General features: G+C 71.3%; 11 protein-coding genes and 1 pseudogene. All 12 read left to right on the forward strand.

The window, feature by feature from the left end:
* The first annotated feature begins 77 nt into the window (after window positions 1-77).
* Window positions 78-1,973: a S8 family peptidase gene (locus PIQ37_RS07770; RefSeq protein WP_342073020.1), complete on the forward strand. Its 1,896-nt coding sequence runs from the start codon at window positions 78-80 to the stop codon at window positions 1,971-1,973.
* A 280-nt stretch (window positions 1,974-2,253) separates the two neighbouring features.
* Window positions 2,254-3,984, forward strand: coding sequence for a type II secretion system ATPase GspE (gene gspE, locus PIQ37_RS07775; protein ID WP_342073021.1), 1,731 nt, complete (start codon window positions 2,254-2,256; stop codon window positions 3,982-3,984).
* Window positions 3,985-4,123: 139 nt separating this feature from the next.
* Window positions 4,124-5,338: a type II secretion system protein XpsF gene (gene xpsF, locus PIQ37_RS07780; protein ID WP_152237093.1), complete on the forward strand. Its 1,215-nt coding sequence runs from the start codon at window positions 4,124-4,126 to the stop codon at window positions 5,336-5,338.
* A 558-nt stretch (window positions 5,339-5,896) separates the two neighbouring features.
* The gene (gene gspG, locus PIQ37_RS07785; protein ID WP_026143220.1) at window positions 5,897-6,334 is read left to right on the forward strand and encodes a type II secretion system major pseudopilin GspG; all 438 of its coding nucleotides are present in this window, start codon (window positions 5,897-5,899) and stop codon (window positions 6,332-6,334) included.
* Window positions 6,335-6,412: 78 nt separating this feature from the next.
* Window positions 6,413-6,862: a type II secretion system protein XpsH gene (gene xpsH, locus PIQ37_RS07790; RefSeq protein WP_043082891.1), complete on the forward strand. Its 450-nt coding sequence runs from the start codon at window positions 6,413-6,415 to the stop codon at window positions 6,860-6,862.
* On the forward strand, window positions 6,859-7,275 hold the full coding sequence (gene xpsI, locus PIQ37_RS07795; protein ID WP_017913116.1) for a type II secretion system protein XpsI: 417 nt from the start codon (window positions 6,859-6,861) through the stop codon (window positions 7,273-7,275). The genes xpsH and xpsI overlap by 4 nt, the downstream gene beginning before the upstream one ends.
* Entirely contained in the window at window positions 7,272-7,925 is a 654-nt protein-coding gene (locus tag PIQ37_RS07800) for a type II secretion system protein J (protein ID WP_342073022.1), read from the forward strand. The genes xpsI and PIQ37_RS07800 overlap by 4 nt, the downstream gene beginning before the upstream one ends.
* The gene (locus PIQ37_RS07805) at window positions 7,922-8,779 is read left to right on the forward strand and encodes a type II secretion system minor pseudopilin (RefSeq protein ID WP_342073023.1); all 858 of its coding nucleotides are present in this window, start codon (window positions 7,922-7,924) and stop codon (window positions 8,777-8,779) included. The genes PIQ37_RS07800 and PIQ37_RS07805 overlap by 4 nt, the downstream gene beginning before the upstream one ends.
* Window positions 8,776-9,900, forward strand: a complete 1,125-nt coding sequence (locus PIQ37_RS07810; protein ID WP_342073024.1) for a PilN domain-containing protein — start codon at window positions 8,776-8,778, stop codon at window positions 9,898-9,900. Before PIQ37_RS07805 ends, PIQ37_RS07810 begins: the two co-directional genes overlap by 4 nt.
* A pseudogene (gene gspM / locus PIQ37_RS07815) lies at window positions 9,881-10,525 on the forward strand (type II secretion system protein GspM); the annotation flags it as partial. The gene PIQ37_RS07810 and the pseudogene gspM, both read left to right, overlap by 20 nt.
* Before the next feature lie 172 nt (window positions 10,526-10,697).
* Window positions 10,698-11,474 (forward strand): type II secretion system protein XpsN, encoded by a 777-nt coding sequence (xpsN, locus tag PIQ37_RS07820; RefSeq protein ID WP_342073025.1) that lies wholly within the window; start codon window positions 10,698-10,700, stop codon window positions 11,472-11,474.
* 11 nt (window positions 11,475-11,485) lie between these two features.
* A complete protein-coding gene (gene gspD, locus PIQ37_RS07825; RefSeq protein WP_342073026.1) occupies window positions 11,486-13,771 on the forward strand; it encodes a type II secretion system secretin GspD in 2,286 nt (761 codons plus the stop codon).
* Window positions 13,772-13,773: the final 2 nt, after the last annotated feature.

Below are 13,773 nucleotides of genomic sequence, written 5' to 3' on the forward strand. Positions count from 1 at the left end.
GCCAACGGATTCGGAAAAAGGGAGTTTTACGGCCGCAACTGTCGCCTGATCCACGAAACTTTGAAGAGGACGTCAACGTGATCGACAAGCAAAACCTTCGTATCAATGCCATCGCCGCCGCCATGCTGGCGATGTCGCTGGGAGCCTCGAGCGCGATCGCGGCCAGCGCCTCGGCGCCGCTGCCGGTCAAGGAACCGGGCAGGTCCGCGCCGGCCGATGCGGTGACCTCCAACCGCATCCTGGTGCGCTACAACGCCGGCACCGCCGCGGCCAGCGACCGCAGCGCCAAGCTGTCGACGGTGCAGTCGGCGGTGGGCCGTGCCAGCCTCGGCGGCAGCAACGGCATTTCGCGCGCGGCCGCGGCCAGCGTGCGCGCCGAGTATGTGCGGACCCTGGGCATCGGCGCGGACCTGATCCGCCTGGCCGGCAAGCTGAGCAAGGCCGACCTGGACAAGGTGGTGGCGGAGATCGCCGCCGACCCGACGGTGAAGTACGCGCAGGTCGACGCCAAGCTGCGGCCGGTCGACGTGCTGCGGGCCAAGACGCAGGTGCAGCCGCAATTCGTGCCCAACGATCCGCTCTACGCGCAGTACCAGTGGCACTACAGCAACGCCACCGGCGGCATCAATGCGCCGGCCGCGTGGGACGTGTCCAAGGGCGATGGCGTGGTGGTCGCGGTGCTCGACACCGGCATCCTGCCGAACCACCCGGACGTGGCGGTGAACCTGCTGCAGGGCTACGACTTCATCTCCGACGCGGCGACCTCGCGGCGTCCGACCGACGCCCGCGTGCCGGGCGCGCTGGACTATGGCGACTGGGTCGAGAACGACAACGAGTGCTACGCCGGCTCCGTCGCCGACGACAGCTCCTGGCACGGCAGCCATGTCGCCGGTACCGTCGCCGAAGCCACCAACAACGGCGTCGGCATGGCCGGCGTGGCGCCCAACGCCACCGTGCTGCCGGTGCGCGTGCTCGGCAAGTGCGGCGGCTACACCTCCGACATCGCCGACGCCATCATCTGGGCCTCGGGTGGCACCGTGTCCGGCGTGCCGGCCAACCAGAATCCGGCCGAGATCATCAACATGAGCCTGGGCGGCGGCGGTGCCTGCGACAGCGCCACCCAGGAAGCGATCAACGGCGCGGTGTCGCGCGGCACCACGGTGGTGGTGGCCGCCGGCAACAACACCGCCAATGCCGCCAACTTCAGCCCGGCCAGCTGCGACAACGTGATCGCGGTCGGCGCCACCCGCATCACCGGCGGCATCACCTACTACTCCAACTTCGGCGCCAAGGTGGACCTGTCCGGTCCGGGCGGCGGCGGCAGCGTCGACGGCAACCCGGGCGGCTACATCTGGCAGAACGGCTACAGCGGCGCGACCACGCCGACCTCCGGCAACTACACCTACATGGGCCTGGGCGGCACCTCGATGGCCTCGCCGCACGTGGCCGCGGTGGCCGCGCTGGTGCAGAGCGCGCTGATCGCCGCGGGCAAGGCGCCGCTGACCCCGGCGGCGCTGGAGACGCTGCTCAAGCAGACCGCGCGTCCGTTCCCGGTGTCGATCCCGTCCAGCACCCCGATCGGCACCGGCATCGTCGACGCCAAGGCCGCCCTGGCCAAGGCGCTGGAGGAGCCGTGCGATCCGGCCACCGAGCAGTGCGCGCCGCCGGCGACCGCGCTGACCAACAAGGTGGCGGTGGCGGGCCTGGCCGGTGCCGCGGGCAACGAGGCGCTGTACAGCTTCGAGGCCAAGGCCGGTGCGGTGCTGAGCTTCCTCACCTACGGCGGCAGCGGCAATGTGTCGCTGTATGTGAGCTTCGGCAAGGAGCCGGGCACCGGCAACGCCGACGCCAAGTCGACTCGTCCGGGCAACAACGAGACGGTGCGCTTCACCGCGCCGCAGGCCGGCACCTACTACATCAAGCTGGTCGGCGAGAGCACGTACAACGGCGTCAGCCTGGTCGCGCGCCAGTAAGCGTACGCGGCGCAGGGAAGCGCCATGCGGTTCCAGGAAACCCGGCTCCGGCCGGGTTTCCTGCGTCTGGGGTAGCGCCGTGTCGGCCCACTCCGCGATCGCTGCGGCGCGCAACGCAACTTCCCAGCATGTCCTGCCAGGATGTCAGGCCGATGACCGCGACGGGCATGCCGGTGCCGGTCGGCTGGCCGCCCGGTAGACAGCGGCGGGGGAGCGCGCCGGATTCGGCGTCGGGTCATGCCGAACTGCTAAAGTCGCACGGTCATCTGGGAGGGATCGCGTGAATGCGCTCGTGAAGGACACTGCCGTCGCCGTGGAGACGCCCGAAACCCGCATCATCGCGGCGTTGCTGGCCAAGGGCCGGCTCAAGGACGGCGACCTGGCGCGCGCGCGGCAATTGCAGCGCGAATCCGGCGGCAGCCTGCTGGCGCTGCTGGCGCGCCTGGGCCTGGTCTCCGAGCGCGACCATGCCGAGCTCAGCGCCGAAGTCCTGGGCCTGCCCCTGCTCGACGCCAAGCAGCTGCCGGCCACCGCGCCGGAGAGCCTGCCCGAGGCGCAACCGCTGTCGCTGCGCTTCCTCAAGCAGTTCCATGTGTGTCCGCTCGGCGAGCGCGAAGGCGTGCTGGAACTGTGGATGGCCGATCCGCACGACGCCTACGCCGCCGACGCGGTGCGCCTGGCCACCGGCCTGCAGGTGCTGCCGCGGGTCGGCCTGCGCTCGGAGATCGACGACCTGATCGAGCGCTGGTTCGGCCAGGGCCGCAGCGCGATGGGCGCGATCGTGGAAACCGCCGACGGCGACAGCGTCGCCGCCGACGACATCGAGCACCTGCGCGACCTGGCGTCCGAGGCGCCGGTGATCCGCCTGGTCAACCTGGTGATCCAGCGCGCGGTAGAACTGCGCGCCTCGGACATCCACATCGAGCCGTTCGAGAGTCGGCTCAAGGTGCGCTACCGCGTGGACGGCGTGCTGATCGACGGCGAGAGCCCGCCGGCCAACCTGACCGCGGCGGTGATCAGCCGCGTCAAGATCATGGCCAAGCTCAACATCGCCGAGCGCCGCCTGCCGCAGGACGGCCGCATCATGCTGCGGGTGCAGGGCAAGGAACTGGACCTGCGCGTGAGCACCGTGCCCACCGCGCACGGCGAGAGCGTGGTGATGCGCCTGCTCGACCGCGAGACCGTGGTGTTCGACTTCCACCGGCTCGGCTTCACCGACGCGTTCCTGCCGCAGTTCCGCAAGGTGCTGGAGCAGCCGCACGGCATCCTGCTGGTCACCGGCCCCACCGGCTCGGGCAAGACCACCACGCTGTACACCGCGCTGAGCCAGCTCAACACCGCCGACGTCAAGATCATCACCGTCGAGGACCCGGTCGAGTACCAGATCGAGGGCATCAACCAGATCCAGGCCAAGCCGCAGATCGGCCTGGACTTCTCGCATGCGCTGCGCAGCATCGTGCGCCAGGATCCGGACATCATCATGATCGGCGAAATGCGCGACCTGGAGACGGCGCGCATCGCCATCCAGTCCGCGCTGACCGGCCACCTGGTGCTGTCGACCCTGCACACCAACAACGCCGCCGGCGGCATCACCCGCCTGCTCGACATGGGCGTGGAGGACTACCTGCTGACCTCCACCATCAACGGCATCCTCGCCCAGCGCCTGGTGCGGCGGCTGGAGCCGACCCATGCCGAGCGCTACGCGGCCTCGCCGGAGGAAATCGAGAAGTTCGAACTGCGCCGGCTGCAGCCGGAGGGCGAGATCTTCCTGTACCGCCCGCGGCCCTCGGCGATCGCGCCGACCGGCTACGTCGGCCGCACCACGATCATGGAATTCCTGGTGATGAACGACGTGCTGCGGCGCGCGGTGATGCGCCACGCCGGCATGGGCGAGATCGAGCAATTGGCGCGCGAGGCCGGCATGCGCACCATGTACGAGGACGGCCTGGCCAAGGCGCTCAGCGGCCAGACCACGATCGAGGAAGTGCTGCGCGTGACGGAGGAAACCTGATGCGCGCGGCGTGCGCTCCGGCGATGGCAGCCTGTTGCTTCGCCATGCGCGGGCATTCCGTGTTCGAAAAGGCACGGGCCGCGCGCGATGCGCACTCCCCTTCCCGATTCCCCATTCTCCAGTCCCAGCTCCAGCCCTGATGCCCCTCTATCGCTACAAGGCCCTGGACTCGCACGGCGAGGTCCTGGAAGGGCAGATGGAAGCCGCCAGCGAGGCGGAGGTGGCGCTGCGCCTGCAGGAGCAGGGGCATATGCCGATGCAGGCCCGGCTCGCCGCCGAGGGCGGCGGCACCTCGCTGCGCGGGCTGTTCCGGCCCAAGCCGTTCGACGGCGCGGCGCTGGTGCAGTTCACCCAGCAGCTGGCGACCCTGCTCGGCGCCGGTCAGCCGCTGGACCGCGCGCTGTCGATCCTGCTCGAGTTGCCCGAGGACGAACGCTCCAAGCGCACCGTCGGCGACATCCGCGACGCGGTGCGCGGCGGCGCGCCGCTGTCCACCGCGCTGGAGCGCCAGCACGGGCTGTTTTCGCGCCTGTACATCAACATGGTGCGCGCCGGCGAGGCCGGCGGCAGCCTGCACGACACCCTGCAACGCCTGGCCGAATACCTGGAGCGCAGCCGCGAACTGCGCGGGCGGGTGATCAACGCGCTGATCTATCCGGCGATCCTGGTCAGCGTGGTCGGCTGCGCGCTGCTGTTCCTGCTCGGCTACGTGGTGCCGCAGTTCGCACAGATGTACGAGAGCCTGGACGTGGCCCTGCCGTGGTTCACCCAGGCGGTGCTGAGCGTGGGCCTGTTCGTGCGCGACTGGTGGATCGTGCTGCTGGTGGTGCCGGGCGTGACCGTCCTGGCGGTGGACCGCAAGCGCCGCGACCCCGCGTTCCGTGCCAGCTTCGATGCCTGGCTGCTGCGCCAGCGCTTCGTCGGCGTACTGATTTCGCGGCTGGAGACCGCACGCCTGACCCGCACCCTCGGCACCCTGCTGCGCAACGGCGTGCCGTTGCTGGCGGCGTTGGGCATCTCCCGCAACGTGCTGTCGAACCTGGCGCTGACCGCCGATGTCGGCGCCGCCGCCGACGACGTCAAGAACGGCCACGGCCTGTCGGCGTCGCTGTCCAAGGGCAAGCGCTTCCCGCGCCTGGCGCTGCAGATGATCCAGGTCGGCGAGGAGTCGGGCGCGCTCGACATCATGTTGCTGAAGACCGCCGACACCTTCGAGCAGGAGACCGCCCAGGCCATCGACCGCCTGCTGGCGGCGATGGTGCCGGCGATCACCCTGGTCCTGGCCTCGGTGGTCGGCCTGGTGATCATCTCCGTCCTCGTCCCCCTCTACGACCTGACCAATGCGATTGGGTGAGGCGCCACGCTTATGCGCCATGGCGCATGTGGCGCCGAACGCCCGGCCAGGGATGGCCGGGCCGGTGGTTCCGGCGCTCGTCGTGCTGCGCCACGGATGGCAACGCGTGCGTCTGGCGCAGCGGAGTAATGAATCGAAAGAGGCCATGCGCTTGCGAACCACCGGTTCGCGCATGGCCGAACGCCCGGCCATGGATGGCCGGGCCGGTCTATCCGGAGCCGGCAATGCGACGCCACGGACGGCAGCGGCCTTGCCTGGCGCGTCCGCGCGGCGCGCCATGGCGCATGTGGCGCCGAACGCCCGGTCTCGGCCGGGCCGCGGGCGACCCTCGCGGACTGTGACGCCGCGCGTTCCCACGCGGGAACCTTCCGCCGCCGCCCCTGTCCCATTGCCAGCGGCGCCGCGCGCGCCGGCCGCGGCCGTGCGTGCGCGCGGCGCGGATCCTCCACCGCCCGGTGTGACGGCGTGCGTGACGCGCCGCTGTACCGCCGGCCGGCACCGGCTGCCATCGTCACCGTGTTCGGCTACATAGGTCTTCCACCGCAAGGATCCGATGCAATGCGCACTCTTCGCCGCTCCCTGACCCGTTCCCCGTCCGCCGCACGCCAGGCGGGCATGAGCCTGCTGGAAATCATCATCGTCATCGTGCTGATCGGCGCGGTGCTCACCCTGGTCGGCAGCCGCGTGCTCGGCGGCGCCGACCGTGGCAAGGCCAACCTGGCCAAGTCGCAGATCCAGACCCTGGCCGGGAAGGTCGACAACTACCAGCTCGACACCGGCAAGCTGCCGTCCAAGCTCGACGACCTGGTCACCGCGCCGGGCGGCGTCAGCGGCTGGCTCGGTCCGTACGCCAAGCCGGCCGAACTGAACGACCCCTGGGGCCACCCGATCGAATACAAGGTGCCCGGCGAAGGCCGTCCGTTCGACCTGATCAGCCTGGGCAAGGACGGTCAGCCCGGCGGCAGCAGTTACGACGCCGACATCAAGTACGAGTGATCCGGCGCCGTGATCCGGGCCCCTGCCGGCGCGCTGCGCTTCGGCGTGCCGGCGTGCGCGCCGGCCGCGCGTGCGCGCATGCGCGGCGTGTCGCTGCTGGAGATGCTGCTGGTGGTGGGCCTGATCGCGATCGCCGCGCTGCTGGCGGCCTCGGTGCTGACCGGCGGCATCGACGGCATGCGCCTGCGCTCGGCGGCCAAGGAGATCGCCTCGCAACTGCGCTACACCCGCGCCCAGGCGATCGCCAGCGGCCAGCCGCAGCGCTTCCTGATCGATCCGCAGGCGCATCGCTGGCAGGCGCCCAACGGCCGCCACGGCGAGATCCCGCCGTCGCTGACGATCCGCTTCACCGGTGCGCGCCAGGCGCAGCGCCGCGACGGCGAGGGCGCGATCCAGTTCTTCGAGGACGGCGCCTCCACCGGCGGGCGCATCGACCTGCAGGCGCGCCAGGCGCGCTGGCGCGTCGACGTGACCTGGCTGACCGGCGAGGTCACGGTCGGGCGTGCACCGGACCAGGCGGGCCCATGAACCGCCAGCGCGGCTACACCCTGATCGAGGTGATCGTGGCGTTCGCGCTGCTGGCGCTGGCGCTGACCCTGCTGCTGGGCTCGCTGTCCGGCGCCGCGCGCCAGGTGCAGCGTGCCGACCAGTTGAGCCGCGCCACCCTGTACGCGCAGTCGCTGCTGGCGGCGCAGGGCGTGGAGCAGCCGCTGCAGCCGGGCCGCAGCCAGGGCACGCTGGACCAGGGCCGCTACCGCTGGACCCTGGACGTGGCGCCCTACGCCGACCCGCGGCGGCCGCCCGATGCCGCGGTGACGCCCGGCGCACCGACCTTGTTGCAACTGACCCTGCAGGTGAGGTGGGGCGATACGCCGGCGCAGGCGCTGCAGTGGAAGACCCTGCGCCTGGTCGCCCCGCAAGGCAACGGGGTGCCGCAATGAACGCACGCGCGCCGCACCGCGCCACCGCGCGCGGCTTCACCCTGATCGAAGTGCTGCTGGCCACGGTGCTGCTGGTCGGCGGCCTGACCCTGGCCTTCGCCACGCTGCGCTCGGCGATGGCGATCAGCGGCCGCGGCGAGGCGATCGCCGGACGCAGCGAACGCATGCGCGCGGTCGAGGGCTTCCTGCGCCGGCGCCTGAGCGGCGCGCAGTCGCTGCCGCTGGACATCGACACGCACACCCTGCAGCCGGTGCGCTTCGTCGGCGAACCGCAGCGCATGCAATTCGTGGCCGATCTGCCCGAGTACCTCGGCCGCGGCGGCCCCTATCTGCACGACCTGCGGGTCAGCGGCGAGGGCGACCATCGGCAACTGGCGATCGCGCTGGTGCAGGTGCAGGCCGGCAAGCAATTGGCGGAGACCCCGCCGCGCCCGCCCGAGCCGCTGGCGCGCGACCTGCGCGAGGTGCGCTTCCGCTACCGCGGCCTGGACCCGGAGCGCGGCACCATCGGCCCCTGGCAGGAGCGCTGGGAGCGCACCGACACGCTGCCGCTGCTGGTCTCGATCGAACTGCGCAGCGGCGACGGCACGGCATGGCCGCCGCTGGTGGTGGCGCTGCGCCAGGCCGGCGGCGCGGAGATGCGGCAGTGAGCGCGGCACATCGCAGCCGCGGCGCGGCGCTGGTGCTGGTGCTGTGGCTGATCGCGCTGCTGACCGCGCTGATCGGCGCCTTCGCACTGACCGCGCGCACCGAGAACCTGCAGGGCAAGGTGCTCGGCGACGGCGCCGAGGCGCAGGAACGCGCTCGCGCCGGCCTGGAATACGCGCTGACCCGGCTCGCCGGCACCGCCACGCAGCCGGGCTGGCGTGCCGACGGGCGCCGCTACCGCTGGCAGTACGAAGGTGCCACGGTCGACCTGCGGGTCACCGACGAGAGCGGCAAGGTCGATCTGAACATGGCCGATGCGCAACTGCTGGCGGCGCTGGTGCGCGCGGTCGGCGAGGATCCGCAGCGCGCCGAACGCATCGCCGCGGCGATCGTGGACTGGCGCGATCCCGATAACCTGACCCAGCCCAACGGCGCCGAGGATCCGGACTATGCCGCCGCCGGTTTGCCCTACGGCGCCAAGGATGCGCCGTTCGAAAGCCTGGCCGAGCTGCAGCTGGTGCTGGGGATGGACCCGGAGCTGTACGCCAAGCTGCTGCCCAACCTGACCCTGTACGGCGGGGTGTCGCGGCCCACGCCGGACTTCGCGCCGGGGCCGGTGCTGACCGCGCTGGGCCTGGACGCGCAGCAGGTGCTGGCGCAGCGCGAACGCACCGACCAGACCCAGCTCGGCATGGTCGGCATGGGCGGTGGCGGCACCTACAGCATCGAAAGCCGGGCGCGGCTGGGCAATGGCCGCGAGGGCGTGTTGCGTGCGGTGGTGCGCCCAGGCTCGTCGGCGCTGCCGGGCTCCGCCTACACTGTGTTGCGTTGGGAAGAAGGAACGACGGTGCGATGACGGCGTGGCGCGACACGATGGACAAACTTGGCGTACGCATCGCCCCCGGTGCGGGCGGGCTGCTGGCCTGGTGGCAGCGCTCGCTGATGGCGTGGCTGCCGCCGCGCTGGCAGCTGCAGTTGGGCTGGTCGCAGGCGCGGCTGCTGCTGTGGCGCGAGGGCGAGCAGCTGATGCTGGCGCGGCAGGTCGAGTCCGAACTGGGCGCGCCGCTGGCGCTGCCGTGGCCGCTGCTGCCCGACGAACTGGAGGCGCTGCTGGGGCCGCGCCTGGCGGCGCTGCCGCGGGTGTGGCTGTTGCCGGTCGAGGCGGCGCTGCAACGCCGGTTGCGCCTGCCGGCGGCGGCCGCCGAGCACCTGCGCGAGGTGGTGAAGTTCGAGATCGACCGGCAGACCCCGTTCCAGGCCGACCAGGTGATCTACGACGTGCGCGCCGACGGCCGCCGCGACGACGCCCAGCTCGATGCCGAACTGGTGGTGGCCCCGCGCCGCGTGCTGGATGACCTGCAGGCCAGTGCCGGCGCGCTGCGTCCGACCCTGGCCGGCATCGACGTCGCCGGCAGCGATGGCGCGCCGCTGGGGGTGAACCTGCTGCCGCAGGAACAGCGCCACCGCCGCGCCGACCCGATGCGGCGCTGGAACGCGATCCTCGCCGTCACCGCGCTGCTGGCGCTGTGCGCGGCCGGCTGGCAGTTGCTGGACAACCGCCGCGATGCGCTGGAGCACCTGCGTACCCAGGTGGACAGCGGCGCGCAGCGCGCGCGCGCGGTCGCCGCGCAGCGCCAGCAACTGGTCGACCTGGTCGAAGGCGCCGCGTTCTTCGACCAGTTGCGCGCCGAGCGCCCGGCCTCGGTCGAGGTGTGGAACGAACTGAGCAAGCGCCTGCCGGAGGGCACCTATCTGGAGAAGTTCTCGATCGAGGGCAACCAGCTGCAGTTGATCGGCCTCAGCAGCGAAGCCTCGTCGCTGGTCGGGCGGCTGGAAGGTTCGCCGCTGTGGCGCACGCCGTCGCTGACCGGTGTGCTGCAGGCCGACCCGGGCAGCCACCGCGACCGCTTCACCCTCACCGCCGAACTGGCCGGCACCAAGCGCAAGGAGGCCGCCGATGCCGGTGCAGGTCGATAAGCGCGATCGCTGGCTGGCGCTGGGGCTGCTGCTGGCGGCGCTGGCGCTGGGCTACCTGGTGCTGGTGCATCCGTGGTGGACCGTGCCGATGCGCGAGGTCGATGCGCAGATCCAGGAACTGCGCCAGCGCGAACTGCGCGTGCGCATGCAGTTGCAGCAGGCGCCGCAGGTGGCGCAACGGCTGCAGCAGGCTCAGGGCGAACTGGCCACGCGCCCGGGCTTCCTGCGCGAGACCTCGGCCGAACTGGCCTCGGCCGGCCTGGTGCAGCGCCTGGAAAGCGCGGTGGCCACGGCCAGCCCCGGCAACCGCAGCTGCGCGATCAGCAACCGCTCGCCGCTGGCCGCCGACAACCGCAGCGACCGCTTCACCCGCGTGGCGGTGCAGGTGCGCCTGCGCTGCGGCACGCCGGAACTGGCCGCCGTGCTGCATGCGCTCGAGAGCGGCACGCCGGCGCTGTTCATCGACAACCTCAACGTGATGGCGCAGCGCTACCAGCTCTCGCCGGGCGAGAGCGGCAACGGCCTGGACGTGGCCTTCGAACTGGCCGGCTACCTGCGTCCGAACGCGATGCCGGCGCCGCCGGCGGCGTCTGCCACGCCGGATCCGTCGGCAACGGCAGCACCCGCCGCGGCCACGCCGGTGATGAACGCCGGCGGTTCGGCCGGCGCCGGCCCGAGCGAGCCGGCCGCCGTGCCGTCGCCGCCGCCGGCCACGCCCAGCGCGACCAACCCGCCAGGTGCGCCCGGCGCCGCGAATGCCGCGCCCGCGGACCTGCCGCAACAGGTGGAGGGCCGCCATGCGAATTGAAGCGATGGGCCTGCGTACCGTGTGGCTGGGCACGCTGGCGCTGTGGGGCCTGCTGATCTGGGCGCTGGGCCTGGGCGGGCTCGGCGAACGCGTGGCGCCGCTGCCCGACGATCCTTCGATGCTGCAGCGGCTGCCTGGCCTGCCCGCGGCGTCCACGCAGCGCCTGGGCGATTTCTCGCAGTACGGGGAGATCGCCGCGCGGCCGGTGTTCGCCGAGGATCGCCGCCCGCATCCGTTCTTCCTCAGTGCCGACAGCGGCCAGTCCGCCGCGCCCAACGTGCGCCTGACCGGCGTGCTGCTCACCGACCGCTTCAAGATGGCGACGCTGACCACCGAGCAGGGCGAATCGCTGCGCCTGCAGGAAGGCGGCGACGCCGTGCAGGGCTGGCGGCTGCTGTCGCTGGCGCCGCGCCAGGCCACGGTCAGCGGCAGCGGCGGCACCCAGACCCTGGAACTGAAGGTGTTCGACGGCAAGGGCGGGCAACCGCCGACCGTGCTCGGCCAGCCCGGGCGTGCCGCTGCGCAGGGGCAGATGCCGCCGCCGGCGTCCGCGCCCAACGGCCAGGCCAACGCGACCGCGCCGCGCCCGCCGAACCAGTCCACCCCCAACCCGGTGCCGAACCAGGCGCCGACCCCGAGCGCCCCTCAGCCGTCGTCGCCGGCTCCGTCGTCGGAGCAGTTGCAGGCCATCCGCGAGCGGATCGAAGCGCGGCGTCGGCAATTGCAGCAACAGCGCCAGAACAACCCCTCAGGTCAGAACCCTTGAAGAGTGATCGCATGACGCCGCGTCTGTTTTCCCTGTTCCTCGCCATCGGCCTGGTGGCCGGCTGCGCCACCACGCCCTCGCCGGACATCCGTCGCGGCGCCGCGATCAACCCCCAGGTGGGCGCGGCCGGCAGCACCCAGACCGACGGCCAGGGCGGCCCGGCCGATCCCAACGCCTTGCCCGAGCGCGCCACCCCGGTGATCCGCCGCGGCAGCGGCACCATGATCAACTCCGCGGCCGCCGCGGCACCGGCGCCCTCGCTGGGCAACGCCAGCAGCGGCAGCGCCACCTTCAACTTCGAGGGCGAATCGCTGCAGGCGGTGGTCAAGGCCATCCTCGGCGACATGCTCGGGCAGAACTACGTGATCGCACCGGGCGTGCAGGGCACGGTGACCCTGGCCACGCCCAAGCCGGTGTCGCCGGCGCAGGCGCTGAACCTGCTGGAGATGGTGCTGGGCTGGAACAACGCACGCATGGTCTACAGCGGCGGCCGCTACAACATCGTCCCCGCTGACCAGGCCCTGGCCGGCACGGTGGCGCCGAGCACCGCCTCGCCGGCCAACGCGCGCGGCTTCGAGGTGCGGGTGGTGCCGCTGAAGTACATCTCCGCCAGCGAGATGAAGAAGGTGCTGGAGCCGTACGCGCGGCCGAACGCCATCGTCGGCATCGACGGCTCGCGCAACGTCATCACCCTGGGCGGCACCCGCGCCGAGTTGGAGAACTACCTGCGCACCGTGCAGATCTTCGACGTCGACTGGCTGTCGGGCATGTCGGTGGGCGTGTTCCCGATCCAGTCGGGCAAGGCCGAACAGGTGGCGGCCGACCTGGAGAAGGTGTTCGGCGAGAACAGCAAGACCCCCAGCGCCGGCATGTTCCGCTTCATGCCGCTGGAGAACGCCAACGCGGTGCTGGTGATCACTCCCCAGGCGCGCTACCTGGACCAGATCCAGGAATGGCTGGACCGCATCGACAGCGCCGGCGGCGGCGCGCGGCTGTTCTCCTACGAACTCAAGTACATCAAGGCCAAGGATCTGGCCGACCGCCTGGCCGAAGTGTTCGGCGCCGGCGGCGGCAACCGCGGCGACTCCAACGCCTCGCTGATGCCGGGCTCGCAGATGAGCCAGTTGAACGGCGGCGGCCTGGGCGGCTTCAACGGCAGCGACAGCAGCAGCCTGGGCGGCGGCAGCTTGGGCAGTAGCGGCAGCAGCAGCGACAGCCTGTCGGGCGGCAGCAGCTCGTCCGGCAGCAGCGGCGGCTTGGGTAGTGGCAGCCTGCAACTGTCCCCGCGCACGTCCGGCAACGGCAGCGTGACCCTGGAAGTGCAGGGCGACAAGGTCGGCGTGTCGGCGGTGGAGGAAACCAACACCCTGCTGGTGCGCTCGACCCCGCAGGCCTGGCGCTCGATCCGCGACGTGGTCGAGAAGCTCGATGTGATGCCGATGCAGGTGCACATCGAGGCGCAGGTGGCGGAGGTCAATCTGACGGGCAAACTGCAATATGGCGTCAACTGGTACTTCGAGCAGGCGGTGAACGCAGCGTCCGATGCCACCAATATCGGCATCGGCGGCGGCGCCAATCTGCCCAGCGCGGCGGGTCGCAAGATCTGGGGCGATATCGCCGGCAAGATCACCGGCAGCAGTGGGCTGGGCTGGACCTTCCTCGGCAAGAATGCCGCGGCGGTGATCACCGCGCTGGATCAGGTCACCGACGTCAAGCTGCTGCAGACGCCATCGGTGTTCGTGCGCAACAACGCCGAGGCCACGCTCAATGTGGGTACGCGCATCCCGATCAATTCGGTCAGCGTCGACACCGGCCTGGGCACCGGCACCACCTACTCGTCGGTTAACTACCTCGATACCGGCGTGATCCTGAAGGTGCGTCCGCGCGTGACCAAGGACGGCATGGTGTTCCTGGACATCGTGCAGGAAGTCAGCTCGCCCGGCGCGGCGCCGACCAATTGCGGCACCAGCGCCGGCACCAGTGTCGCCTGCAACGTGCCGATCAACACGCGACGGGTCAAGACCGAGGCGGCGGTGCAGAGTGGCGACACCATCATGCTGGCCGGCCTGATCAGCGACAGCACCACCGACGGCAGCAACGGCGTGCCGTACCTGAGCAAGCTGCCAGTGGTCGGCGCACTGTTCGGGCAGAAGACCCAGGACAAGACCCGTCAGGAAGTGATCGTGCTGATCACGCCGTCGATCGTGCGCAACCCGCAGGAAGCGCGCAATCTCACCGACGAGTACGGGCAGAAGTTCAAGGCCATGGAGCCGCTGCCGGCACGCGGCAAGAAGTAAGC

The sequence above is a fragment of the Xanthomonas protegens genome, assembly GCF_038442435.1.
In the GTDB taxonomy this organism is placed as follows: Bacteria; Pseudomonadota; Gammaproteobacteria; order Xanthomonadales; family Xanthomonadaceae; genus Xanthomonas_A; species Xanthomonas_A sontii.